The sequence below is a fragment of the Allokutzneria multivorans genome (genome assembly GCF_039537405.1).
Classification (GTDB): Bacteria; Actinomycetota; Actinomycetes; order Mycobacteriales; family Pseudonocardiaceae; genus Allokutzneria; species Allokutzneria multivorans.
Map to the genome: position 1 here is coordinate 118,741 of NZ_BAABAL010000017.1, position 24,090 is coordinate 142,830.

A 24,090-nucleotide genomic window follows, 5' to 3' on the forward strand; every position below is an offset into this window, starting at 1 on the left:
TGCCGCTCAGTCGCTGCGCGCGACGATCTTGACGAGGTCGTGCAGGGCCTGGCGCACCTCGTCGGCGAGCCGCAGGCCCGCGAGCGTACGTTTGGCGGAGTGGACGCGATCGCGCAGCATGCCCCGCACCTCGTCGAGCGCGCCGGAGGAGGTGATGATCTCCTTCGCCTCGGCCACCCCCGCCTCGCTCAGCTCGGGATCGGCGAGCAGTTCCAGCAACCGCGCGGCGACGGCGGGCGGTGCGCTCGCGAGCGCGGCCGCGATGAGGGTGGTGCGCTTGCCCTGCCGGATGTCCTCGCCGACCGGCTTGCCGACCTCGGCCGCGCTCCCGAAGACGCCGAGCACGTCGTCATGCATCTGGAACGCCTCGCCGAGCACGGTTCCGAACGCCTCGAACCCGCGAACGGTGTCCTGGTCGACGCCGCCCGCGAGCGCGCCGAGGCGCAGCGGCATGCTGACCGAGTAGTTGCCGGACTTGAGCCGCGCCAGCCGCAGCGCCGAGGTCATCGAGGTGTCGCCGGAGCCGCCGGTGGCGATGTCGAGGTACTGCCCGGAGATCAGTTCGAGCCGCATTTCGTCGTAGGCGCGCCGGAATGGTTCCGCGCGCCCGTTCGGCGGTGGGTTCTGGGAAATCGTCATATCGGCCCAGATGCACAGGGCGTCTCCGGCAAGAATTCCCGCAGACACTCCGAAATGCTCGGCGTCGCCATTCCAGCCGCGTTCCCGGTGGAGTGCGGCGAGCTGTTTGTGCGCGGTGGGAACTCCGCGCCGGGTGTCCGCGAGGTCCATCAGGTCGTCGTGCACGAGAGCGAAGACGTGGAACAGTTCGATCGCCGTCGCGAGCTCGATTATCTCGGGCCTGTCCGCCTCGCCGCCCGCGCGGTAGCCCCAGTAGAACAACTGTGGCCGGATGCGCTTCCCGCCCGCCGAAGTCACCCTGGTCAGAGCGTTGACCAGGTCGAGCATCTCGGGCGTGCTGCTGCCGCTCACCCGGCAGAAACTCTCCATCGAGCGTGCGAGCGCCTCGTCGATGCGCGCGACGAGCGAGGAGCTGCGCTCCAGAGTCGGAATGCTCTCAGCGGTCATCGTGATTCCTTCCGGCCGTGGTGGGACTGGTTCCTCTCCCGTTGCCAAACCGTGTCATTTCGGGGCTGACCGGATCATTCCCGGGAATCTCCTGCTGCTGCTGTGTCTACCACGCGCGAGGAGGTGCGTCGATCGACGGAGCGGCATCGATCTGGGCAAAATTTCCCTCGTGGTGTTCGCATTCCGAAGGGAATGTGAATCGTGAGCCGGGTCGCTCGTGCTGACTGATCGAGGCCTATTCACTCAACCGCCGAGCGGGTGGTCTTGATCGTTTGGCGGGCGTCGGCCGACGAACTGAACCTTGCGCTCCGCACGTCCCACCGTGTTACTGTCGTGTCGTGCCCCGTATGGGCCTACGCATGGAGGTAGCGGCTTTCTGAGCCACTTCTGGACGGCATGAGTCCGTTCTCGCACATGGCATCCCCGAACCATTCAGTGTTCGTGCCGTGTTCGAATGCGCAGCGCCGACGGGGCTTTCTCGTGCGCGTCTCGAAGTGGTTCCGCAGCCGGTCGACCCGTGTGACCAACCGCGAAAGGACCACATGACCGAGACCCATGAAGAGTTCGACTTCGCCGACTTCCAACGCCGGATCATCGCCGAATTCCGCGCCAACTCCGGCCGCGTCGGCGGCATGTTCGAGGGGTCGACGCTCGCGCTGCTCACCACCACCGGAGCGCGCAGCGGACTGCCGAGGACCAGCCCGCTGGGCTACCTGGAGATCGGCGGCCAGCCCGTCGTGATCGCTTCCGCCGCCGGTGCGCCGACCCATCCCGCCTGGTACCACAACATTCGCCGGAACCCGGCCGTGACCGTGGAGGTCGGCACCGAGACCTACCAGGCGCTCGCCGGGATTCCCGAGGGCGAGGAGCGCGACCGGCTCTTCGCCGAGGTCGTCGAGCGGGCCCCGGGCTACGGCGAGTACCAGAAGAAGACCACGCGCGTGATCCCCGTGGTGACGCTGCACCGGGTGGACGCCCAGACCAGGGGGTTGGGCGACTTCCTCGTGGAGGTGCACGACTGGCTCCGCGCCGAGCTGGCCGGACTCCGCGCCGAGGTGGACGCGATCATCGCGGGACGGCAGGCTCCGGCCGACCTCGTCGTGCAGCTGCGCGCGCACTGCTCCGAGTTCTGCGGGGCGTTGTCCAAGCACCACGGCGGCGAGGACTACGGCGCGTTTCCCATGCTGGCGCAACGGTTTCCCGCGCTCGCGCCCGAACTGGAGAAGCTCGGCGCCGAGCACAGGATCGTCGCCGAACTCCAGGAGTCGATCACCGCGCTGGTCGATGCCCACACACCCGGCGTCAGCGATCCCGTGCTGCTGCGCGAAGAGCTGGGCCGCCTGACCGCGCAGCTCGAAGCGCACTTCGAGTACGAGGAGAGCACCGTCGTCACCGCGCTCAACGCCCTCGGCCCGGCTCCGTCCTAGGAGATGGGGGCGGCCCAGTCGATGTGGTGTTCGTAGAGCCAGGACTGGAAGGCGCGGCGGCGCTCGGTCAGCTCGGCCAGCTCCTCGGCGGTGGGCTGCCGGGGCGGAGCACCGCTCGTGCGGGCGGCGTCGCGGTCGGCGCTGCTGGCGACGAGTCGCTCCACGCGGTCGCGGCGCAGGCGCTCGTAGGCGGGGAAACCCTTGTGCGGCGGGAGATCCCGGAGGCACTTCGCGAGGGTGACCGCGTCTTCGAGCGCCATCGACGCGCCTTGACCGGCCGCCGGGGACGCTGCGTGGGCGGCGTCTCCGGCGAGGACCATGCGCGCGGTGTGCCAGTTCGGCGTGGTGGGGATGTCGTAGACGTTGCTGCCGATGACCTCCTCGCCCGTGGACTGGATGATCTCCGCGGCGGGGAAGTCGTCGTCGGCGAAGTACGCGGCGGCGTGGTCTTTCCGTTGCTGCGGCGTCATTGCGCGCAGGTCGAGCTCTTCGCCGGGGAGGCGGCTGAACCACCACGTCTGCCCGGTCGGCACGCCGATGCAGCCGAACGCGGCGCGCGTGCCGTGGACGAAGGTGTAGGTGTTCGGCTCCTCACCCTCACGGGCGGGCGCGTAGCCGTAGACCACGTTCAACCCGGTGTACCTGGCGCGTGGAGCTTCGGGGTTGATGATCGCGCGGGCGGTGGAGTGCGTGCCGTCGGCGGCGATCAGCACATCGCCCTCGGCCGTGCTGCCGTCGGCGAACGTCGCGATCACACCACCGGCGTTCTCGCTCGCGGTGACCAGGCGCTTGCCGTGCTCGACGCGGATGCCGCGCTTGGCGGCCTCGGCGTGCAGCAGCTGGTAGAGCGCGGCGCGACGCAGGGTTCGGGGCCCCTGCGTGTAGCTCTGCGCGCTGACCTCGCGCCCGGCCCCGGTGAGCAGCCGGACCCCCTGCGCGGGGTAGGAGTGCTCGGCCACCGCTTGATCGAGGTCGACGGCGGCCAGCGCGTCCATACCGTTGTGCATGATCGTGAAGAAGGCCCCGGCGTCGTTGGCGCCGGAGGGGTAGGACTCGTGCACCACCGAGTCGATCCCCGCCTTGTGCAAGGCGATCGCGGCGACAGTGCCCGCGATGCCACCCCCGATGACCACGGCCCTCTCGACCACGTCTCCCCCTCGGTCCATCACCTGAGCCTACGCACGCGCTGGGGGAGTTCGCCCCGCGCGGTGATCGCGTGGTCGCGCAGCGCCCGAGCGCCGCAGGCGGTGAACAGCTTGGCGCTCGCGGTCAGCTCGGTGAGCGCGCGGTCGTGGTGGCCCGCGTTGCTCAGGCTCAGCCCGGCGCGCAGCCGAGCCCGGCCCTCGTCGAGCCGGAAACCGTTGCTGTGGAAGGTCTTCGCGGCGCTCAGCGCGAGTTCGGCGGAGCGCTCCGGCTCGTCGTCGGTCAGCGCGTGGGCCCGGATGAGGTCGGCCATCGCGCAGTTGGTCTCGTGCGACGGGTGGCGCACCCGTTCCGCGCGATCGGCCCACTCGGTCGCCGCACCGGCCCTGCCCCGCGCGGCCTCCGCGTAGGCCAGGGCCTCCAGCAGGACCAGCATCTCCGTCTCGTCCCGCGCGACGAATTCGTAGTCGTCACAAGCACTTCGCACGCTCTCGCGCCCGGCGTCGACGTCGCCGGAGTAGACGAGCACCAGTCCGGGGCCGCATCGAGCCATGATCGCGCGCCAGTCGCGGCGGGACTCCGCGCACCGGGCGGCCTCCGCGCCCAGCCGCAGCGCGTTGTCGTGGTCGCCGAGCCAGCTCAGCACCAACGAGTGCGCGGACAACGCCATCGACATCGTTTCCGGCAGGCTGATCAGCCGAGCCCGCTCCACCGCGCTCGCGGCCAGCGCCGCGGCCTCGGCCAGCCGACCCATCCGCCCGAGCACGAACGACTTCACCGACATCACGGTGGACATGACGTGGTGTTCCATCACGTAGTTGGCCATGCAGTTCTCGGCCAGCTCCGCCGTGTGGTCCGCGCGCGCCAACCCGGATTCGACGCGGCCGGTCAGCACCTCCACCCAGGACATCCACGACAGCGCCTCGATCCAGGCGGCGTGCTCGTCCCGCGACATCTTCGGCAGCAGCGCGTCGGCGAGGTCCAGCCACGTGCGCGTCGCGGGCACGTCGCCGTGCAGGTAGGAGGACATCGCGCGCAGCACAGCGAGGGAGAACCGCATCGCGGTCCCCAGCTCCATCGCCCCCAACCGGTCGAGCAGCTCTGTCGAGCCCTCGACGTCCCCTGCGGTGAGGTGCTCGACCGCGAGCCGCATGTGCAGAGTCGCGGATTCGGGGGAGTCTCCCTCCGGCAGCCTCTGCAACTCGCCGAGCAGCATCGACTTCGCCCGGCCCGCCGAGCCGAACATGCGCTCCACGGTGGCGCACAACATGACCGCGATCATCCGGCGCGTGCCGTCGTCGGCGGGCAGCATCGCCAGCAGGCGCCTGGTGGACTCCACACCCTCAGCGCCCTGCCCGTCGAGGCACTGCGCGAAGGCCAGCAACTTCAGCATCTGCAACCGCACCGGCTCGGCGTCCTCGCCGTCCGGCACCAGCTTCTGCGCGGCCAGGATGTTCGGCCGCTCGGTCCTGAGCCAGCTGATTCCCCTGTCGTAGGAGGGGAAGACGGGAAGACCGGTCTCGATCTCGTCTGTCCTAAAAGGATGGTCGGTGACGCCTTCGATGGAGACGCCCATCTGCGCCGCGTTCGCCCCGGCCGTGCAGTAGTAGCCCAGTACCCGGTCGACGGCGGCCTCGCGCTCGTCCTCCGGCTCCTCCGTCAGCGCGACCGAGCGCGCGTGCTCGCGGAGCAGGTCGTGCAGCTGGTAGCGGCCGGGCGAGGGCTGCGTGAGCAGGTGCACGTCAAGCAGCTGCTCAAGGCCCTCCTCGGCCTCGGTGAAGTGCGTCGCGGTCAGCGCGCCCGCGAGGTAGGCGTCCCAGTGCGGGCCGGGAACCAGGCCGAGCAGCCGGAACAGCCGCCGCCGCTCGGGTGGGAGATCGTTGTAGGACAAGGAGAACGCCGCCGCGACGCTGCGATCGCCCACCGACAGCTCGGCCAGCCTGCGCCGCTCGTCCCGCAGCCGCTCGGCGAGGTGCGCCACCGTCCACGCGGACCTGGCGCGCAGCCTCGCGGCGGCGATGCGCAGCGCGAGCGGCAGATATCCGCACAGCTGAGCCACTTCCTCGGTCGCCAACGGCTCGGCGTCTGCTCGCTGCCGCCCGATGATCCGGGTGAACAGCGCGATCGCGTCGGCCTTCGGCAGCAGCTCCAACGAGATCGAGCAGGCGGTGTCGAGGTCCGCGAGACGGCGTCGGCTTGTCACGAGCGTCAGCGAACCCGCGGTCCCCGGCAGCAGTGGCCGCACCTGCGCCGCGGTGGCCGCGTTGTCCAGCACCACGAGGACTTGGCGCTGCGCCAGCTCGGCCCGCCAACGAGAAGCGCGCTCCTCCACGGAGTCCGGGATCTGCTCGGTGGGCACGCCGACCGCGCACAGCAGGCTGCCCAGCGCTGCGGCCGGCTCCACCGGCTGCCGTCCTTCGGTGTAGCCGTGCAGGTCAAGGAAGAGCTGGCCGTCGGGGTAGCGGTCGGCGAGCTGGTGCGCGGCGCGCAGCGCGAGCGTGGTCTTGCCGATGCCCGCCATGCCGTCGATCGCGGAGATCACCACGGTCGTGCCCGCGCTGATGTCCAGCAGCTGCCGGATCTCCTCGGTGCGGCCGGTGAAATCGGCGACGTCGCCGGGGAGGTCGCTGCGCGGCGCGGACAGCGCGAGCGCCGGGTCCTCGCGGAGGATCTGTTGGTGCAGCTGGCGCAGTGCCGGTCCGGGATCGGTCCCCAGCTCCTCGGCGAGGCACGCCCGGGTCTGCTCGTAGCGCGTCAGAGCTTCGGCCTGGCGGCCACCGCGGTAGAGCGCGAGCATCAGCTGCCCGGCCAACCGCTCGTCCAGCGGGTTCTGGTCGAGCCGCGCCGCCAGGGGCAACACCAGGTCCTCGTGCTGGCCGCAGCGCAGGCGGACGTCGGTGTGGTCCAGCTCGGCGGCGGTGCGCTCGGCCTCCAGTGCTGTGCGCACCGTGGTGAGCCACGCGGTGTCCAGCCCGGCGAACGCCTCGCCCCGCCACAGCTGCAATGCCTCGCCGTAGAGAGCGAGCGCGCGTTCGTCGTCGGCTGAGCGGGCCTGCGCGAGCAGCTGGCGGAAACTGTGCAGGTCAACGGACTTGGCGTCGGCGACGAGCGCGTAGCCGCCGGGGTGGCGGTTGATCTCCAGGCCCGCCGTGCGCAGCCGCGCGAGGTAGCCGTGCAGGGCGTTGCGCGCGCTCGCCGGAGGACAGTCGCCCCAGACGCGCTCGATCAGCTGCTCCGTCGACACCGGGCGGTTCGCTTCGACCAGCAGCGCGACCAGCACGCACTGCCGCCGCGCGTGGCCCACGTCGACGAGCTGGTCCTCCACCCACGCCTCGACACCACCGAACAGGCGAAACCGCACCGCCACTCGGCCCCCTCACCGTGCTTCGACCGGTCGGCGACAAGTCTGCCGCCGACCGGCCGAACAGCCCAGGCTTTTGGGGATTCCGGGCGGGTCTATTCAGGTGTTCGCATCAGCCGGTCGGCCACGGCGGGCGGCAGTTCTGCCGGGGCAGGTGGACCGAGCCGTTGGTGAAGACGCCGTCGGCGATGGTGTCGCCCATGATCGAGCGGCGGTCGGCGGGACGGGTCCACTGGTAGCACTGGTGCTGGGCGAAGTACCCGCCAGGAGCCTCCAGCGTGTCGAAGTGGCACACGCCGTCGGTCTCGATGCAATAGCGGATGAAGGGAATTCCGCCGAAATCGGTCCGGCCGGGACCGAAGGAGACATAACCGCCGAAAGGCGAGGGAGCGCCCATTCCTGCCGGAACGATGGCGCTGATTCCCCGTCCGGGCGGCCCGACGGGCTGCATCGGGTCGGCGAAGATCTTCGCGCGGAAACGCGACTTGTCGACGCCGAGGCGGCCGTCGGCGATGTCGTTGAGCACCTTGTTGGCGACGAGCGCGCCCTGCGAGTACCCGACGACGGTGAAGGTGGCGCGCGGGTTCTCCCTGAAGGAGTCCGTGACCACGCGCTTCGCCACGTCGTGGCCGATCGCCACGCTGCGGTCCATCGGCGTCTGGTCGCAGCCCGGCAGCCCGGCGGCGCCCGCCGGGTAGTGCACGACCTTGCGGATCCCGCCGCGCAACCACGCGTTGTCGTACACGTTCCCGGCACCGTCGCAGGTGCCGCCGATGAGAATGTAGTAATTGGCCCCCTGGGCCTGTGCAGTCGACGAGCTCGCCCCGAACAATCCGGCGACGAGTGTCGCTACAGCCGCGCCGACCAGGGCGGCGCGTCTGGTCTTCTTCACGTTTTTCCCTTTCGTTCCACGCGCAGGGACACGCAGTGGGGAATGCGCGGCGGACGCTAGCGACGGGCGCTGAAATCGGGGTGAAACCGCAGGACGAACTTGTTCGTGACGAACATGTTCGTTACGGTGGTGCCATGACCGCACCGCGCAGCCGCCGCGAACGCCCCGCCAAGCCCGCCCTCACCAGGGAGGGCATCGTCGCGGCGGCCGTGGGGATCATGCGGGCCGATGGCCTGCGCAAAGTCACCATGCGGCGCCTCGCCGAGGAGCTGGACACGGGCCCGGCCTCGCTCTACGTCTACGTGCGCAACACGGCCGAACTGCACGCGGCGGTGCTCGACGAGCTGCTCGGCACCGTCGAGCCGCCCGAGGCCACCGGTGACTGGCGCGAGCGACTGGAACGCGTGCTGACCTCGTACACGTTCGTGCTGTTCGAGCACCCCGGTCTCGCGCAGGCGGCGCTGACGTCCCGCCCGAGCGGGCGCAACTACCTGAACCTCCTGGAACATCTGCTGGCACTGCTCGACGAGGGCGGAGTGCCGCGCGCGCAGGCCGCCTGGGGCGTCGACCTGCTGCTCCAGTTCGGCACCGCGACCGCCGCCGAGCATTCCGAGGGCGTGCAAGACGCGTCCGGCCTCGCCGACGCGCTGAACTCCACCCGAACCCACCCGCACATCGCCGGGCTCGCCACCGACCTGCTCTCCGGCGATCCGCGTGCTCGGCTCTCGTGGGGATTCCAGGCACTGATCAACGGCATCCTGCACACGCATCGGAGCGACACATGAACGCGATCACCATCGTCGGCGCGGGCTTGGGCGGGCTCACCCTCGCTCGTGTCCTGCACGTGCACGGCATCGAGGCCACCGTCCTCGAGCTCGACGCTTCTCCCACGGCGCGCGCCCAAGGCGGCATGCTCGACATCCACGAGGACACCGGCCAGGCGGCACTGCGTGCGGCCGGACTGCACGAGGAGTTCCGCGCGCTCGTCCACCCCGGCGGCGAGGCCATGCGCATCCTCGACCGCCACGCCGTGGTCCACTTCGATGCGCCCGACGACGGCGACGGCGCTCGCCCCGAGGTCGAACGCGGAGCGCTGCGCGATCTCCTGCTCCGATCGATTCCCCCAGTTCGTTGGGGCACGAAGGTTGTAGGAGCACGGCCGCTCGGCGACGGCCGCCACGAAGTCCGCTTGGCGGACGGCACGGCCTTCAACACCGACCTGCTCGTCGGTGCGGACGGTGCGTGGTCCCGCATCCGCCCACTGGTCTCGCCGGCGAAACCCAGCTATACGGGCGTTTCGCTCATCGAACTGGACTTGCACTCAGCCGATGCGCGTCACCCTGCCAGCTCCGCGCTCGTCGGCAGCGGCTTCTTCTTCGCTCTCGGCTCGGGGAAGGGATTCCTGGCGCACCGCGAGCCCGACGGCAGCCTGCACGTGTACACAGCGCTCACCGTTGCCGAGGACTGGCACACCACCGCTTCGGCTCGTTCCAAAACCGCTGTGCTGCAACACTTCTCGGACTGGGACCCGCGCTTGCGAGCTCTGATCGCCGACGCTGATGGAGCGCTCGTGCCGCGCCCGGTCCACGCCCTGCCCGTTGGTCACCTGTGGCCGCGCACGCCCGGCGTCACGCTGCTCGGTGACGCCGCCCACCTCATGTCGCCGTTCGCCGGTGAGGGCGCCAACCTCGCCATGATCGACGGCGCTTCGCTCGGCGAGGCCATCGCCGCGCACCCCGGCGACGTCGAGGCCGCACTGACCGCTTACGAGCGGAACCTGTTCCCGCGCAGCGCATCCGCCGCCGCTGCCTCCGCCGCCGGGCTCGCCACGTGCTTCGCCGAGAACGCCCCGCAGGGCCTACTCGACCAGTTCGCCGCTTGATCGCCCGCGAGGGATGATGAGCGTGAAAACGGCGCCGCCAGCGTTGGACACGTCGATCCGTCCACCGTGCAGCACAGCGTTTTCGTAGGCGATCGCCAGCCCCAGCCCGCTGCCCTCGGTGTGCTGTCGCGCTCGGTCACCGCGAACGAAGCGGTCGAACACGTACGGCGCCAAGTCCTCGGCCAGGCCCGGCCCGGAATCCGCGACGATCACGCGAACCCACCCGGGCCCGGTGCCGTCGACGGTCACGGTGACGGGCTCGCCGCCGTGACGCAGCGCATTGGTCACGAGGTTCCGAACGATCGTGTGCAGTCGCCGTGGATCACCGACCACGGTGGCATTCCCTGTGGTGTCAACGGTGATCGAAGCTTCGGGCGCGGACAGGGCGACCGCGTCGGCGACGAGCGCGGTGAGGTCGAGCTGCTCAGGACGGAAGTCGGCGGCCCCGGCGTCGAAGCGCGACATCTCCAGCAGGTCCTCCACGAGCGTGCTCAGTCGTCGCACCTGCGTGCCGAGCAGCTCGGCCGAGCGCCTGCGGTCGTCCTCGCTCGGGTCGTTCAGGCTCTCGGTCGCGGCGAGCATGGACGCCAGCGGAGTGCGCAGGTCGTGCGCCACGTCGGCGACGAACTGGCGCTGCTGCTCGTCCTTGCGGCGCAACTGGTCGATGGATTCGCTGAGCCGCTGAGCCATGGAGTTGAACGAGGTCGCCAGGTCGGCCAGCTCATCGCGGCCCTGCACAGGCAGTCGCGTGTCCAGCGCGCCCGACCCCAGGCGCCTCGCCGCCTCGGCCGCGATCCGCACGCGTCGCTGGATCCGCCTCGCCGCGAGCACACCGGCACCCGCGCCGAGCAGTACCACGATGATCGCGACCAGCACGAGTTGGCGGCGCAACTGGGAGAGTTCGGCGTCGAGCTTCTTGGTCGTGTAGGTCTCTACCAGCATCACGTCCGGCGAGATCTCCCCGACGAGCACCAGCCGCGTGTCGCCGTGGATCTCCGCCCACGTGGTCGCCTTGCGCGGCCACTGCGTGTTCTGGCTGATCAGCCACCCGGGCCACCACTGGTCCTCCATGCCGGGGGACGCGGCGACGGAGGAGTAGCGCCCGCCCTCGAACTCCGAGACCTTGCCCGCGTTGGACTTGAGGTTCACCACGGCCCACCCGGACAGGCCGAGCCTGCCCCGCATGTAGTCCGCGATCTGGTCCACTTTGGACGAAACAGCCGGCGTCTTGACGGTGAACTGGTGCGCCTGCTGGACATCGGAGTCGAAACTCGCGTGCGCGGAGGCGCTGAACCTGTCCAGCGTCGCGCCGACCTGGAGCCGGTAGGTCACCAGCGCCACCACTCCGGTCGCCACGAACGTGACCAGGACGACGGTGAGCGCGATGCTCGCCCGCAGTCCCGGCTGCCACTTCACGGCGGGTCCATGCGGTAGCCGAATCCGCGCACCGTGCGCAGCAGCGTCGGCCTGCTCGGGTCCGGTTCGATCTTCCCGCGCAGCCGTGCCACCGCCGCGTCCACCAGGCGCGAATCCCCGGCGTAGCCGTAGTCCCACACTCGGCGCAGCAACGCCTGCCTGCTCAGCACCTGGCCGGGATGGTCGGCGAACTCCATCAGCAGCCGCATCTCCGTCGCGGTCAACCGAAGTTCCACGCCGCCCTTGGTGACTGTCATGCCCGTGCGGTCGATCTCCAGCTCGCCGATCGCGCGCACGCCCTCACGCGACTGCGGCGCGGGCGCGACACGGCGCAGGATCGTCTTCACGCGGGCGTCCAACACCCGGGGCTCCACCGGCTTGACCACGTAGTCGTCGGCGCCGCCTTCCAAGCCGACGACCATGTCCACCGGATCGCTGCGCGCGGTCAACAGCAGCACCGGGATCGTGTCCCGCGCGCGAATTCGCCTGCACACCTCGAAACCGTCGATACCGGGCAGCATCACGTCGAGCAGCACCGCATCGGTCGGCGAACGGCGCTCGAACAGCGTGTCCAGGGCGTGCTCTCCGGTGGGGGAGACCTCGACCTCGTGGCCGAGGCCGCGCAGCGCGCGCGAGAGCGCCTCGGCGAGCACGGCGTCGTCTTCGACGAGCAACAACCGGGGCACCGAAAACACCTCAGTCTCAGCAGAGATCAACTGGTGGCCGAATAGTAGGGCGAGGCGCCGGGGTGCGGCATCCGCACGGGCGGCCTCCCATCGGTCTCCGGACGGAACTCGAAGTGCCACCACTCGTTGTCGTAGGTCCGGTAGAGGTCGTAGCGACCGCCGTGCAGCTCCAGCCAGTACGCACCCTGCGTCGGCCGCACGTCCATCGCGATCCCGCGCACGTGACCCGACTCCTCCGGCGGCAGAACCCGTTGCCGCGCCGCCGCGAAGGACCCCGTCCTGCGGACCTCCTCGGAGAACATGCGGTGCTGCTCGGCCGCGTCGCGGTGGCCCGACGTCAGCCCGATGAGCTGACCGTCCTGCCAGAACGCGTGAGTGCGGGCGTCCTCGAAAGCCTTGCGGGCCCGGGGATCCAGCCCACGCAGGTCCTCTGCGGGATAGCGCAGCCCGAGCGCCCACTGGCAGGCGAGATGACGCGCTCGCCCTGGCGCGCGCAGGAACGCCGCGGGCAGCAACAGCACGGCGAGCACCCGAGTGACCATCCGCAGCAGACGGTCACGGAGACGATCAGGAACGGCACGGGATTCGGTCATGACTCCAAGGTCCGCCGCGACCGTTCCGGCCTGGTCCGTGTTGTGTGACGAGATCTCGACCAACTGTCACAGTTCCGCACGGATCTCCGAGTGTGACCCAGGTCACCCCAACTGCTGGGCCGAGTGGCGGCATCACACCTGATGTCGGGGCGGCCACGGGGGTGGCCGCGAACAACAGTGAGAGAAGAGTCGTTCCATGAGGAAGTTCCAGCGCGTCATCGGTCTCGCCGTTCTGACCGCGGCCTCGCTCGCCGTGACCGCCGGCACCGGCAACGCCCTGCCTCCGAAGCTCTCCATCTCGGTGGTGGGCGACGCGGTCGAGCTCAGCGGTGGCTGCCCCAACGAGGCGCCCGCGGCCCACGGTTGGTACGGCTTCGTCGACGGCGCGGACCCGGAGGAGATCAAGGAGATGACCTTCGCCAACGGCACCTGGTCGACCACCTTCACCGGCCTGAAGCCCGGCAGCTACATCGGTGTCATGTCCTGCGACGGCGAGCAGGAGACCGCCGTCCAGCACTTCACGGTCGGCGCGCGCTGATCAGCTTCGGGAGCCGGGCGGTCCGCGACGACGCGGGCGCCCGGCTCCGCCGTCTTCGGCGTGTGCCGAACGGAAAGAAAAAGCAGGGCGTTAGCATCATCGCCACTACGGCCGTTTAGGGGAACGGCCGCCCGAGACACGAGGGGGCGGCGTGCTCAGCGCCTGGGGGCTCACCAAGGTCTACGACGGCCGCAAGGTCGTCGACCAAGTCGGCTTCGAACTCCAGCCCGGAACCGTCACCGCGTTCCTCGGTCCCAACGGCGCGGGCAAGTCGACGACGCTGCGGATGATCAGCGGGCTGACCGTGCCGGACGCGGGCCAGTCGCTCGTCGCCGGGCGCCCGTTCACCCAGTGGCCCAACCCGTCCTACGTCGCGGGCGTACTGCTCGACGGCCAGGCCGTGCACCCCGGCCGCTCCGGCCTCACGCACCTGCGCACCTCCGCGATGCTCTCCGGCGTGCCCAAGCGCCGCTGCGACGAGGTGCTGCAGATGGTCGGCCTCGCCGACGCGGCCAAGCGCAAGATCGGCAAGTACAGCCTCGGCATGCGGCAGCGCCTCGGCCTCGCGCACGCCCTGCTGACCAACCCGCCGGTGCTGATCCTGGACGAGCCGATCAACGGCCTCGACCCCGAGGGCATCCGCTCGGTGCGGACCCTGTTGCGTGACTACGCCGCGCGCGGCGGCACGGTGCTGCTGTCCAGCCACGTGCTGTCCGAGGTGGACCAGACCGCCGACCGCGTGCTGATGATCGGTGGCGGGCGCATCCTGCGCGACGGGCCGCTGGCCGAGCTGACCAAGTCCAACCGCACCTTGGTGAAGGCCGCCGACATGAACCGGCTCGCCCAGGTGCTGATGGAGAACCAGCTCCAGCCGATGCAGGGCGCCGACGGGCACATCGCGGTGAACGCGACGCTGCAACAGGTGTCGGAACTCGCGATGAAGTCCGGGATCGCCGTGCTCAGTCTCAAGGAAGACCAGTTGAGCCTCGAAGACCTCTTCTTCCAGGTCACCGGGAACGGAGGTCAGGCATGACCGCGCCATGGCCGCCCACCGGCCCGCAGCCCCACCAGCCCCATCCGCAGCAGCCGTACCCACAACAGCCGTACCCGCAACAGCCCCACCCGCAACAGCCCCACCCGCCGCAGCCCTACCAGCAGCAGTACCCGCAGCAGGGTTTCCCGCCGCCGGTCGCTCCGCCGCAGGTGCAGGTCGCTCCGCCCGGTGCGGAATGGGCGGTCAACGCCGACCGGAAGACGCCGTTCGTCAAGCTCGTGCTCGCCGAGTTCATGAAGCTCACCGGCACGCTGTCGGACCGGATCACGCTGGCCGTCGGCCCGATCTTCCTGTTCGCCATGCTGTTCGTGTACAGCGCGCTCGCCAAGTCGGGCATGATCATCTCGGCCTACGACCAGGTCATCCCGCTGATCCTGGTCACCCAGTTCGGCTCGCTCTTCCTGCTGGTCTCGGTGATCAAGCTGGTCGCGGGCGAGTGGCAGTACAAGAGCGTGCAGCCGACCCTGCTCGTGCAGCCTGCGCGCCTGCGCTACCTCGCTGCCCAGGCGACGGTCATCATGATCGTCTGGTTCGTCACCGCGATGAGCACCTTCGGGCTGTTCCTGCTGTTCAGGGGCATCGGCGCGGAGGCGTCCAACGTCGGCTACCTGCTGCCGATGCGGCTCGGCTGGGTGCTGCTGATCGCCGTGCTGTCCACCTTCATGGTGCTCGCGGCCTCGCTGATCATCGCGATGCTGCTGCCCAACAGCACGGGCGCGCTGGTCGTCTACTTCCTCACGGTGCCGCTGCTGCTGTTCGTCCGGGAGATGGCACCCCAGGTCTTCGGCCCGCTCTACCCGTTGGAGATGGCCTACTACGTCGCGGGCGAGCCCAACTCGGGCGCCGTGCAGGCGTGGATCTCCCTCGTCGTCTGGCTGGCGCTGCTGGTCTTCGGCGCGTTCCTGGTCCGCCGCCGCGACGCGGGCTGAGGGTCCTTCCGCACGGGGGTGGTGGTGTCTTCAAGACCACCACAAACCCCGGCATGCCTGAGGGTTTGTCGTCGTTGAAGACCGCTGGGGCGGGGGGTTCCACGCGCCAGGTGCGTGTGTGCGTTTCTTCCGTTTCGTACTCATAGCGCGCGCTCTGGGGCGCTATGAGTACGAAACGGGTGGGGGACTACGGCGCTAGCCTGCTGCCGCCGTTGGGCTCGATGAGCGGGAGCAGCTTCTCGGCGGCCTGCTGCGCCTTGGGGCAGATGGTGTTCACCACGTCGTCGACGGGGAAGTCCTGGTCCTGGCGCTGGTACTTCTCGGCCTGGTCCCTCGGCGGTGAGGCCCGGAAGGTCAGCGGTTCGACGTTGCCGGTGTCCACGACCACCAGGCACGTGCCGTACTCCGACTTCCCGACGGCCATCAGCGCGTAGTAGCGGTTCAGCAGGATCATCCGCCGGGCGTAACCGCTGCCCATGTAGACGTTGCCGTTCCAGTAGTCGGAGAAGTGCTGCTGCTTCGACTGCCGGTACGCGGGCGGGCCCTGGGTGATGGTCAGCGAGCCCCACGGCTCGGTGAACGAGCAGCCCGCGCCGTAGCCGCTGATCGGCTGCGTGCTCATTCCGATCTTCGGGCCGAAGCCCGCCGGAAGGCCTTCGCACTTGCGCTCGTCCTTGTAGACGCGATCGCGCGTGGTGACGAAGTCCAGGTTGTCGTAAGCGATCGCGTTCGGGTCCAGCTCCGGCGCGGAGCCGCTCTGCACCGCAGGTTCCGGCGCCGCGCATCCCGCGAGCACGACCGCGCACGCCACCAGTCCTGCTGCCATCCCCCGCTTCATCGGCCCCACCTTCGCGTTCGCGCGGCTTCCCCTGAACGGCCGCATGGGGTGAATGCTAATGCCAGCCCTGACGCGCCGACCACGCACACGCCGCTCGGCGTCGCCGATTTCCGAAGGGAAATTCACGATTGCGCGTCGGTAATGGCTCGTAGAGCTGGTCCTTCGCGTTCTTCGCTACACGCGGGGTGGATGTCACCCCTTCGCGCGTCACCCGAGTGAATTGCCTTTATGAGGCGAGCTGGTCAATTCCCTGGGTTTTTGTGGTGCGGCTCACGGACATGCGCCGGTCCTGACACTTTCGGTTGATCGAATAACCGCATTGTCGTGGCGTTGAAACGTGGGGTTCCGCGGTGGTCATGGCCCGTTCTTCCTGCGGTTTTCCGGCTGCCCGGCGCTGTCGCTCGCCGCGTGAACGACCCTGGCTTGCCCCCGTGGAAAGTGCTGTTCGCGGCCGGACGTACACTCCCGCCCCATTGTGATCGGTGATCAACAACTAGTGCGGTCGGGGATTCTGGAAGGGGCTGCTCGACGCGGTGCCCGGGAATTGTTGCGCGGTGAAGCAAATGCTATTCGCGTCGATTTTCCGATTGCGTCGGATCGGCCGCTGTCCAGCGTGAACCAGCCGCAGCAGCGTGCAGAGATCGAGAAGGGACCGGAAGGCGTGACCGACCACACGACCGTGCTCATCGTGGGCGCGGGGCCAGCGGGGCTGGTGTTGGGGAACCTGTTACAGGCGGCGGGGGTCGAGACGCTCGTCGTGGAACGGGCCAGCCGGGAACAGGTGCAGACCAGGGCGCGAGCCGGGTTCTTGGGCCCGCACAGCGCGAAGGTGCTCGCCGAGCACGGGCTCGGCACCGGGATGCTCCACAAAGGACACTCACACGGTTTGTGCGCGTTCCGCGGCGCGAACGGCGAGTTCGAACTCGACTACGCCCGGCTCGGCCAGGGCGAGACGCACACCGTCTACCCGCAACAGGATCTGGTCTCCGACCTGATCGAGGAGTACATCACCAGAGGCGGCGAGCTTCGTTTCGGCGTCACCGTCACCGACGTCGACGCGCGGACGGCCACCATCCGCTACCGCGACGCGAACGGCTCAGGTCAGCTGACGGGCCAGTTCCTCGCAGGGTGCGACGGCAGCAGGGGAATGACCCGGCACGCCATGCCGGACGCGGTGACCCGGCACCACCAGGACCACGGCGTTGCCTGGCTGGCGGTGCTCGCCGAAGCCCCGCAGAGCATGGCGGCCGTCACCTACGCCATTCACGACGACGGCTTCGCCGGTCACATGGCGCGCAGCCCCGAAGTGACGCGCTACTACCTCCAGGTCTCGCCCGACGACGACGCCGAAGCCTGGACGGACGAACGGATCTGGGCCGCGCTCGACACGCGGATGCGGACCGACGAGTTCGGCCCGCTGCGCAGGGGAAGGATCACCGAGCGCCGGATCGTGCACCTGCGCTCCGAGGTCGTCGACCCCATCCAGCACGAGCGGATGTTCCTCGTCGGCGACGCCGCCAGCGTGATCAGCCCGTCCGCCGCCAAGGGCGCCAACCTGGCGATCATGGAGGCCGAGCTGCTGGCCCGCGCGCTCGTCGACGCGCTCGACCGCGACGACCACAGCGCGCTCGACGCGTACTCGCGCACCTGCCTGCCGCGCATCTGGCGGGCGCAGGAGTTCTCCCGCTGGATGATCGAACTCCTGCACGGGCCCGTTGAGGCCACTGCGGAAGCCGACTTCCAACGCGCGCTCCGCCACGCCCGGCTGGACAGCCTGCGCGAGTCCCACGCGCACCAGAACTTCTTCGCCGAGCACTACGTCGGCATCTGACATTTTCGGCTTCACACAACGGAAAGCGCCATGACCGCGACAGCAACCCCAGTACTCGCCGCAGCGGACATCAGCCGCATCACCTCGGCGATCGCCCTCCTCAGCGCCAACGACACCGAGTCGGTGCTCGCCGCCGCGGTGCCCTCGCTGGAGGAGGACGACCGCGCCGCCGTGGCGGCACACGTCACCGTCGACCACGTCGCACTGCTGATCTTCCCCGAGACCCTCGACGGGCTGGCCGAGGAATTAGCCGCGCACGGCGTCCAGGTCGGCGAGATGACGCCCAGCGTCGTCGTCCGCGAACGGCTGAGCAGCCGGTACGGCGTTCCGCTGCACGACCTCCAGGTCCGCATCCTGCGCACCCCGGTCACCGACCGCACCGAGGTCGAGATCTTCGCGATGGTCACGCCGCCCGAGCTGGCGCACATCGCCGAGGACGAGCGCGCACACGGCCGCGAGAACCACTTCGCGCTCGCTGTTCCGTGCGCTGATTCGGCTCTGCTGCGTGGACTTCGCGCCATCATCACCACCGCGATGCGCCCGGACGGCGGCGGCTACAACGGCTATGAGAACTCCACCGTCCTCTACTTCCGCGACGCGCACGGCACCGATCCGGCGTTCCGCCGGCTGGAGCTGATCTGCGCGGGCCAGTTCACGCGGCTGCTCGCCACCCATCTGCGCGAGTCGTGCGCCGGCAGCGAACTGCTCCGCCTGATGACCGGCGCGTGGGCCACGCAGGCCATCGCGACCGGTGCCGAGCTGCGCCTGTTCGACCACCTGGCTTCTGTCGGGGACTTGCCGGAACTCGCCACCGTAACGGGTTCTGACCCGCAGAGCCTCGTCCGGCTGCTGCGCTACCTGACCTCGCTCGGCATCGTGCACACCTCCGGTGCGCACTACGGCCTGACCGAACTCGGCGAGTTGCTGCGCTCTGACGTCGCCAGCTCGATGCGCCCGCTCGCGCTCATGTACGGCGGCCCGTTCTACCAGTCCTTCGCCGCGCTCATCGAATCCGTGCGCAGCGGTGGCGAGTCCTACGCGAAAGTCTTCGGCTCGCACCACTTCCAGCACATGGCCGCCGATCCTGAGCTGGCGGAGCTGTTCCACCAGTCCATGGCCGCCAGCAACGCCATGTTCGCCGGTGTTCCCCGGGTCTACGACTTCTCCGCCGCGCGCACCGTCGTCGATGTGGCCGGTGGCAACGGAGAACTGCTGTCCCGTGTGCTGCGCGCCAACCCGACCGTGCACGGCGTGCTGATGGACCGCCCGCACGCACTGACCGTTGCGCAGAACAGGCTCGCCGACGTCGCCGACCGCGTCACCCTCGTCCCCGGCGACTTCACCGAGGCCGTTCCCCACTCCGGCGACGTCTACCTGCTGTCCCGCGTTCTGCACGACTGGGACGACTCGCAGTGCCGCACCATTCTGGCCACGTGTGCGCAGAACATGCCTGCGGGCGCTGAGCTTCTGGTGATCGAACGCCTGCTGCCCTCTTCAGGTGACGCCGCCTCGCTCGCCGTCCCGTGGGACATCCACATGCTCTGCAACACCGGCGGCCGCGAGCGCACCGAGTCCGACTACCGCGACCTGCTCGCCGACACCGGCTTCGACCTCGTCGAGACCCACCCACTACCCCTCGACGCCCACCTCATCCGCGCCCGCCTCCGCTAACCCGTCGTTCGGCCGTTTCGTACTCATGATGGGAAGCCGCTATGAGTACGAAACGGCGTTTCTCCGGTGACGTCGAAACGCACTTAGGATGTCGGGATGCTTGAGGGGCTCACCGACATCGCGTGGTACCGGCTCGATCACGCTTACGGTTGGGCGGAGAACGTGCCGGACCTGGTGCGCGCCGCCGCGTCGGCTGACGGGGACGCTGCGTTGGAGGCGATCGACGAGCTGTACGGAAGCGTTGTGCACCAAGGCTCCGTGTACTCGTCGACGCCTTTCGTGCTGCCTTTCGTGTTCGAGATCGTCGCCGATCCTCGCGCGCACCACCGTGCCCTGCTCGTCGGGTTGATCAGCGCGTCCGCCGAAGGTGACCGCGACGGGTCGGTCAAGGCCGTTCTCGATGAACGCGTCGACGAGCTGCTTGACCTGCTCGCCGACGACGACGATCACGTCCGCGGAATGGCCGCGACGACCCTGGGCCGAATGCGGGGCGTGTCGCCGAGCCAGATGCGGTGGGACGCCGAGACGAACCCGCGGGTCCGCTCACTGATCCTGGTGGCGGCCTTCCACCAGGACCGCACCCGGGCCGCGGCATGGCTCGGCCAGGCCCTTCAGGAGGAGGCAGCGGTGCGGGTCGCGGCGGCCTACGCCATCGCGACGAACGGTCTGCCGTGGACGCCCGAGGTGACTGCGGCCGTCGTGTCGGGCTGCGCCGACGGGGATCCTTTGGAGGGCTGGGAATGGGACCAGAGCTGGCTGTCCACTGTGGTCTGTTCGGTCGCAGTCGGCGTCGTGCCGGAGCTCCTCGCGGAACTGGCCCGATCCGAGCACCGCGATGTCCGGCTCGCGTGCGTGTACGCCGCGATCGACGCGATGAACAGCCGCCGCTCGTTGCCGGAGCCCTTGGTGCCCGTGCTCGCGCAGATGCTGGCGGACTCTGACATCGGCATCGTGCGCGGCGCTGTCTCGGCCATCCGCATGAGCGGTTTCGCGGCGCGCGCCGCCGACGAGCTGGCGGCGTTGACCGCTCGGGAACTCGACCTGGAGAGCCCGCGATCGACTGATCCGCGCGCATCGGCCTTGCGCACCTTGATCGAGATCGATGACCCGAGATGGCGTGCGAAAGTGCTCGCCGGACGGCTGACCGCCGAGATCGCGACCGCCATGGTGGACGCGGCGGTGCCGGTGGACGCCGATCTGTTCGATGCCGTGCGCACCGCGTTCGCGGGCGAATCGGACCGCAGCCACCGGGTCGCACTGGTGCGGCTGCTCGGAAGCTGGGGACCGGCGGCCAGTGCCGCACTCCCGGAAGTTCTGTCCACTGTGGACTACGCGGGGGGCGTGGCCGTGCTGGCCCTCGCCGCGATCGCTCCTGACTCTGCCCAGGTGCACGAAGCCCTGGCGCGGAAGTTGGGCGACGTGGTGGCAGCGAAGGCGCTGCACGAGCTGACCGGTGATCCCGAGCCGCTGCTCTTCGCCATCGAAGCCAACCTCCGCGACCACGCCGCCATCGCGGTGCTGGCCGACGTCGGCGACGCCGCACACCGGCTCCTCCCACGCCTGCGGGAGGAGTTGGGCGATGATGACGCCACCATTCCCGTCCGCAGGGCGCGCATCGCCGCCGCGAGAGAGTATTGGCGGCTGACGGGGGAGACGTCCACCGTGCTGCCGACGGTGGCGGGTGTGCTCGCCTACGGCGACGTTCCAGCCATCGACGCCGCCGAGTTCGCGGCCGAACTCGGAGACGAGTCGTTGGTTCCCTTGCTGGAGAACCTTTTGACAGACGATTCGGCAGCGGTCCCCGCCGCGCTCTCCCTGTGGCGGATCACCGGACGCGCTGCCGTCGACCCGGCGCTCCAGGTTCTCGCTGACGGCTGGCCCAGGCCGTCGCAGGCGGTGGCGGCACTCGTGGAGATGCGCGCGACTGACACCGTCAGCGTTCTGCGCGACCTTGCCGAGCGCGAGGAACGCGTGGTGCGATCCGGCGTCGAGAGTTCGATCATTCGCGCGGACGAGGCGCTTCGCGTCCGGCTCCGCGAGGCTGTCATCGCCTTGAGCCAGTAGCGGCGAGCTCGTCATCGGGGGCGTGAACGGCATCAGGTAATGGGCGATCGTGAGATTGCGATGGCGGTGATGGTTCCTTGGCGGGCTTTCGTCGTCGGGTGAGGGCGCGAACGAGACGACGTTGTTCGGCTCGGGCGAGGGTGTCTCGTTGGTAGTAGCTCGCTGCGGCGTAGTGCGCGTCCGGGTGGTGCATGGGGACTCCCAGGCAAGTCGGTGTGAATGAGGGCGCGCGAAACCAGGGACATGGCTGGCATGCCCCGGAGATGAAGGTGCGGCCTTCAGGTCAGGAGGGTGTTGAGAGGTTCTCGCTCGCTGTCGTAGCGGGTGATTCGTCCTCAGCGATGCGCGAGGACTACGACGAGGTGTCCCGTGGCTTGGTGTCCTGCGGCCGGTAGAGCGCGGTGAACAGGTCGACGGCCGATTCCTGCGGGTCGTGCAGTGCGGCGAGCTCTGCGTGGAGCGCGGCGATCTTCTCCACGGCCCGGTCGAGGTTCTCCGGGCTCAGTCTCAGGAATTTGTGCCGCATGTCCTTGACCGCGTCGCCCGGGGCCGCCTCGACGTCGGCCAGGGCGTTGCGCATGAGGGTGTTGGGCTGTCCGGGCCCGCTGTCGGGGAGGTGGATCTGGCCCGCCAGGCCGTAGTAGAGCTCGGTGACGCCGCGCACCTTGCGGCTGTCCACCACCTGGATCAGGCCGGCCTTGGCCAGCACCTTGACGTGGTAGTTCGAGCTGCCCTTCGCGATGCCCAGGTGGTCGGCGATCTGGGTGACCGTGGCGGGCGCGTCCCGCAGAACTCGCAGGACGCGGTGGCGCACCAGGCTGCCGAGGGCGTGGAGTTGCTGGTCGGTCTCGACGCGGACGACATCGTCGGCGGGGGGATCCGGGGGTCCCGTGGGCGTGGGGGCCATGGATCCAATGGTCAAGATTTGTTGACCGTTTGTCAAGGAGCCCGCGCGGGCCCTCCTCAACGACCTGGGGCAGACCCCCCAGTGCAAGCACCTTGAGGGGCAGGCAACGTCAGAGGGAAACCGCAATCCACCTGAGCCAAGCTGGAACCGCACCAAGCTGGGACCGCACAACGCTGGGACCACTGGGGGGTCCGGGGGCCAGCCCCCGGCGTGGGGCGTGGGGGCTCGGCCCCCACAAACACAAACGCCCGATCCCGTGAGCGCGGTGCGCGGTGCGCGAACAGGATCGGGCCAATCGGGTGCCCCCGGCAGGATTCGAACCTGCGCTCCCGCCTCCGGAGGGCGGTGCTCTATCCCCTGAGCTACGGGGGCCCATCGCGTTAGCGACTGGGGAAGCTTAGCGCATGGGGCGAGCGGGTTCGCGCGGGTACCCCGGGTGTGGGCCAGGGCACGATTGCTCATATGCGCATCTCGCTATATGTTCGTGGGGAGAGGAGGTCCGATGGGACACGGGCATGGGCACGGCATCGCGGCGAACAAGCCGGAGAGCGCCTCGGCCAAGCACCTGAACCGGCTCTACGCCGCGGTGGGGCTCGGGGCGTTCACGTTGGTCATGCAGGTCGTGGTGGGGTTGAGCACCTCATCGCTCGCACTGCTCTCGGACTCCGCGCACGTGTTCACCGACGTCTTGGGGATCACCCTCGCCGTTGTCGCGATCCTGTTGGCCCGCAAGGCCAAGGGGGAGAAGGGCCGCACGTTCGGCATGTACCGCGCCGAGGTGCTGGCGGCGCTGGCCAACACGCTGCTGCTCTTCGGCGTGGCGATCGGCGTGCTGATCGAGGCGGTCAACCGCCTGGACGCGCCGCCGGAGGTGCCGGGGCTGCCGGTCACGCTGGTGGCGCTGGTCGGCCTGATCGCCAACGTGATCGCCTTCTTCCTGCTCCAGGCGGGCGCGAAGGAGAGCATCAACGTCCGGGGCGCCTACCTCGAGGTCATGGCCGACATGATCGGCTCGGTCGGCGTGCTGCTCAGCGGGCTCATCACGATGTTCTTCGGCTGGCGCTACGCGGACCCGCTGATCGGCGTGGCGATCGGCCTGTTCGTCCTGCCCCGGGCCTACGTGCTCGGCCGCAACGCGCTGCGCATCCTGTTCCAGCACGCGCCGGAGCGGGTGGACGTGGCCTCGGTGCGCGAGGACCTGCTGACCCTCGGCGGTGTGATCGAGGTGCACGACCTGCACGTGTGGACGCTGACCTCGGGCATGGAGGTGGCCTCGGCGCACCTGATCACCGAGCCCGGGATCGAGCACACCGAGGTTCTCCTTGCCGCACAACGGTCCCTGGCCGAGAAGTACCACATCGAGCACGCCACGCTCCAGGTCGAGCCTGCCGACTGCGCCACCCCGTGCCGCGAACTAGCCTGGTGAACCGACCGCGAGCACGAAGGCGGCCCGCGCGGGCATCCCGAGCGCGCTCCACAGCTGGCCCCCACCGGGATCAGCAAGGCGCACAAGGGGTTCGGTCACGGACTTCAGCGCGGTGAGCGCGCGGTCCAGCAGCTCGTGCTCCCGCTCGATGTCCTCGGCCCGCGCGGTGACCAGGTAGCGCAACCCCTCGTCGGCGCGGATCTCGAACAGGAACAGGTGCACGGTCGGTCTCGGGCGCGGTTCGGCCAGCCAACTCGGGGTCGGCGGGTCGAAGCGCACGAGGGTTCCGCGCGGCAAGGAGTCCAGCAGCGCCGCGCGGAGCGCCTCGCCCGCTTCCACGATCACC

The 24,090-nt window shown here is 69.4% G+C and carries 20 protein-coding genes and 1 tRNA gene; 10 read left to right on the forward strand and 11 right to left on the reverse strand.

Annotated features, from left to right (window positions below):
• Positions 1–6 precede the first annotated feature (6 nt).
• The gene (locus ABD798_RS21660) at positions 7–1,086 is read right to left on the reverse strand and encodes a polyprenyl synthetase family protein (RefSeq protein ID WP_344877638.1); all 1,080 of its coding nucleotides are present in this window, start codon (positions 1,084–1,086) and stop codon (positions 7–9) included.
• A 542-nt stretch (positions 1,087–1,628) separates the two neighbouring features.
• On the opposite strand from ABD798_RS21660, the gene ABD798_RS21665 reads away from it, so the two are divergent.
• Positions 1,629–2,513, forward strand: a complete 885-nt coding sequence (locus tag ABD798_RS21665; protein ID WP_344877640.1) for a nitroreductase/quinone reductase family protein — start codon at positions 1,629–1,631, stop codon at positions 2,511–2,513.
• On the opposite strand, the gene ABD798_RS21670 is transcribed toward ABD798_RS21665, so the two are convergent.
• From ABD798_RS21670 to ABD798_RS21680, 3 genes are all read right to left on the reverse strand, one after another.
• Positions 2,510–3,679 carry an FAD-dependent monooxygenase gene (locus tag ABD798_RS21670; RefSeq protein WP_344877642.1) on the reverse strand — a complete coding sequence of 390 codons (1,170 nt, stop codon included), beginning with the start codon at positions 3,677–3,679 and terminating at the stop codon, positions 2,510–2,512. The two genes, ABD798_RS21665 and ABD798_RS21670, sit on opposite strands and share 4 nt — an antisense overlap.
• Positions 3,679–7,023 (reverse strand): AfsR/SARP family transcriptional regulator, encoded by a 3,345-nt coding sequence (locus tag ABD798_RS21675; RefSeq protein WP_344877644.1) that lies wholly within the window; start codon positions 7,021–7,023, stop codon positions 3,679–3,681. Before ABD798_RS21675 ends, ABD798_RS21670 begins: the two co-directional genes overlap by 1 nt.
• Positions 7,024–7,129: 106 nt before the next feature.
• Positions 7,130–7,909, reverse strand: a complete 780-nt coding sequence (locus tag ABD798_RS21680) for a PE-PPE domain-containing protein (RefSeq protein ID WP_344877646.1) — start codon at positions 7,907–7,909, stop codon at positions 7,130–7,132.
• A 134-nt stretch (positions 7,910–8,043) separates the two neighbouring features.
• Between ABD798_RS21680 and ABD798_RS21685 the strand changes: the two genes are divergently transcribed.
• Together ABD798_RS21685 and ABD798_RS21690 are read left to right on the forward strand one after the other, a co-directional pair.
• Positions 8,044–8,694 carry a TetR/AcrR family transcriptional regulator gene (locus ABD798_RS21685; RefSeq protein ID WP_344877648.1) on the forward strand — a complete coding sequence of 217 codons (651 nt, stop codon included), beginning with the start codon at positions 8,044–8,046 and terminating at the stop codon, positions 8,692–8,694.
• Positions 8,691–9,791, forward strand: coding sequence for an FAD-dependent oxidoreductase (locus tag ABD798_RS21690; RefSeq protein ID WP_344877650.1), 1,101 nt, complete (start codon positions 8,691–8,693; stop codon positions 9,789–9,791). The genes ABD798_RS21685 and ABD798_RS21690 overlap by 4 nt, the downstream gene beginning before the upstream one ends.
• On the opposite strand, the gene ABD798_RS21695 is transcribed toward ABD798_RS21690, so the two are convergent.
• From ABD798_RS21695 to vanY-N, 3 genes are read right to left on the reverse strand one after another with little or no spacing between them, the layout of a single operon-like run.
• Positions 9,768–11,207, reverse strand: a complete 1,440-nt coding sequence (locus tag ABD798_RS21695; RefSeq protein ID WP_344877652.1) for a sensor histidine kinase — start codon at positions 11,205–11,207, stop codon at positions 9,768–9,770. The two genes, ABD798_RS21690 and ABD798_RS21695, sit on opposite strands and share 24 nt — an antisense overlap.
• A complete protein-coding gene (locus tag ABD798_RS21700; protein WP_344877654.1) occupies positions 11,204–11,893 on the reverse strand; it encodes a response regulator in 690 nt (229 codons plus the stop codon). Before ABD798_RS21700 ends, ABD798_RS21695 begins: the two co-directional genes overlap by 4 nt.
• Positions 11,894–11,919: 26 nt before the next feature.
• Positions 11,920–12,486 (reverse strand): D,D-peptidase/D,D-carboxypeptidase VanY-N, encoded by a 567-nt coding sequence (vanY-N, locus tag ABD798_RS21705; RefSeq protein WP_344877656.1) that lies wholly within the window; start codon positions 12,484–12,486, stop codon positions 11,920–11,922.
• A gap of 196 nt (positions 12,487–12,682) precedes the next feature.
• On the opposite strand from vanY-N, the gene ABD798_RS21710 reads away from it, so the two are divergent.
• The 3 genes from ABD798_RS21710 to ABD798_RS21720 all read left to right on the forward strand — a co-directional run bounded on the left by ABD798_RS21710 (position 12,683) and on the right by ABD798_RS21720 (position 15,007).
• On the forward strand, positions 12,683–13,024 hold the full coding sequence (locus ABD798_RS21710; protein ID WP_344877658.1) for a hypothetical protein: 342 nt from the start codon (positions 12,683–12,685) through the stop codon (positions 13,022–13,024).
• Positions 13,025–13,175: 151 nt separating this feature from the next.
• Positions 13,176–14,057, forward strand: coding sequence for an ABC transporter ATP-binding protein (locus ABD798_RS21715; protein WP_344877660.1), 882 nt, complete (start codon positions 13,176–13,178; stop codon positions 14,055–14,057).
• Entirely contained in the window at positions 14,054–15,007 is a 954-nt protein-coding gene (locus ABD798_RS21720) for a hypothetical protein (protein WP_344877662.1), read from the forward strand. Before ABD798_RS21715 ends, ABD798_RS21720 begins: the two co-directional genes overlap by 4 nt.
• A 187-nt stretch (positions 15,008–15,194) precedes the next feature.
• Here the strand turns inward: ABD798_RS21720 and ABD798_RS21725 are convergent, their stop codons facing one another.
• Entirely contained in the window at positions 15,195–15,845 is a 651-nt protein-coding gene (locus tag ABD798_RS21725; protein WP_344877664.1) for a hypothetical protein, read from the reverse strand.
• Between the two features lie 661 nt (positions 15,846–16,506).
• On the opposite strand from ABD798_RS21725, the gene ABD798_RS21730 reads away from it, so the two are divergent.
• The 3 genes from ABD798_RS21730 (at position 16,507) to ABD798_RS21740 (ending at position 21,411) form a co-directional block, all read left to right on the forward strand.
• Positions 16,507–17,676, forward strand: coding sequence for a 4-hydroxybenzoate 3-monooxygenase (locus tag ABD798_RS21730; RefSeq protein ID WP_344877666.1), 1,170 nt, complete (start codon positions 16,507–16,509; stop codon positions 17,674–17,676).
• 30 nt (positions 17,677–17,706) lie between these two features.
• Positions 17,707–19,347 carry a methyltransferase gene (locus ABD798_RS21735; protein ID WP_344877668.1) on the forward strand — a complete coding sequence of 547 codons (1,641 nt, stop codon included), beginning with the start codon at positions 17,707–17,709 and terminating at the stop codon, positions 19,345–19,347.
• Between the two features lie 96 nt (positions 19,348–19,443).
• Entirely contained in the window at positions 19,444–21,411 is a 1,968-nt protein-coding gene (locus ABD798_RS21740) for a hypothetical protein (protein ID WP_344877670.1), read from the forward strand.
• Between the two features lie 352 nt (positions 21,412–21,763).
• Here ABD798_RS21740 and ABD798_RS21745 read toward each other — a convergent pair whose 3' ends face one another.
• Both ABD798_RS21745 and ABD798_RS21750 read right to left on the reverse strand, forming a co-directional pair.
• Positions 21,764–22,318: an ArsR/SmtB family transcription factor gene (locus ABD798_RS21745; RefSeq protein ID WP_344877672.1), complete on the reverse strand. Its 555-nt coding sequence runs from the start codon at positions 22,316–22,318 to the stop codon at positions 21,764–21,766.
• A gap of 300 nt (positions 22,319–22,618) precedes the next feature.
• Positions 22,619–22,690 (reverse strand) — tRNA-Arg (locus tag ABD798_RS21750).
• Positions 22,691–22,820: 130 nt separating this feature from the next.
• Here ABD798_RS21750 and ABD798_RS21755 point away from each other — a divergent pair.
• Positions 22,821–23,744: a cation diffusion facilitator family transporter gene (locus ABD798_RS21755; protein WP_344877674.1), complete on the forward strand. Its 924-nt coding sequence runs from the start codon at positions 22,821–22,823 to the stop codon at positions 23,742–23,744.
• Here ABD798_RS21755 and ABD798_RS21760 read toward each other — a convergent pair.
• Positions 23,733–24,089 (reverse strand): Pvc16 family protein, encoded by a 357-nt coding sequence (locus tag ABD798_RS21760; RefSeq protein WP_344877676.1) that lies wholly within the window; start codon positions 24,087–24,089, stop codon positions 23,733–23,735. The genes ABD798_RS21755 and ABD798_RS21760 overlap by 12 nt on opposite strands.
• Position 24,090 lies beyond the last annotated feature (1 nt).

Coding starts and splice junctions, on each gene's coding strand:
- ABD798_RS21660 (WP_344877638.1), bottom strand. CDS start 1,086: ATGACCGCTGAGAGCATTCCGACTCTGGAGCGCAGCTCCTCGCTCGTC.
- ABD798_RS21665 (WP_344877640.1), top strand. CDS start 1,629: ATGACCGAGACCCATGAAGAGTTCGACTTCGCCGACTTCCAACGCCGG.
- ABD798_RS21670 (WP_344877642.1), bottom strand. CDS start 3,679: ATGGACCGAGGGGGAGACGTGGTCGAGAGGGCCGTGGTCATCGGGGGT.
- ABD798_RS21685 (WP_344877648.1), top strand. CDS start 8,044: ATGACCGCACCGCGCAGCCGCCGCGAACGCCCCGCCAAGCCCGCCCTC.
- ABD798_RS21690 (WP_344877650.1), top strand. CDS start 8,691: ATGAACGCGATCACCATCGTCGGCGCGGGCTTGGGCGGGCTCACCCTC.
- vanY-N (WP_344877656.1), bottom strand. CDS start 12,486: ATGACCGAATCCCGTGCCGTTCCTGATCGTCTCCGTGACCGTCTGCTG.
- ABD798_RS21710 (WP_344877658.1), top strand. CDS start 12,683: ATGAGGAAGTTCCAGCGCGTCATCGGTCTCGCCGTTCTGACCGCGGCC.
- ABD798_RS21720 (WP_344877662.1), top strand. CDS start 14,054: ATGACCGCGCCATGGCCGCCCACCGGCCCGCAGCCCCACCAGCCCCAT.
- ABD798_RS21725 (WP_344877664.1), bottom strand. CDS start 15,845: ATGAAGCGGGGGATGGCAGCAGGACTGGTGGCGTGCGCGGTCGTGCTC.
- ABD798_RS21735 (WP_344877668.1), top strand. CDS start 17,707: ATGACCGCGACAGCAACCCCAGTACTCGCCGCAGCGGACATCAGCCGC.
- ABD798_RS21740 (WP_344877670.1), top strand. CDS start 19,444: ATGCTTGAGGGGCTCACCGACATCGCGTGGTACCGGCTCGATCACGCT.
- ABD798_RS21745 (WP_344877672.1), bottom strand. CDS start 22,318: ATGGCCCCCACGCCCACGGGACCCCCGGATCCCCCCGCCGACGATGTC.
- ABD798_RS21755 (WP_344877674.1), top strand. CDS start 22,821: ATGGGACACGGGCATGGGCACGGCATCGCGGCGAACAAGCCGGAGAGC.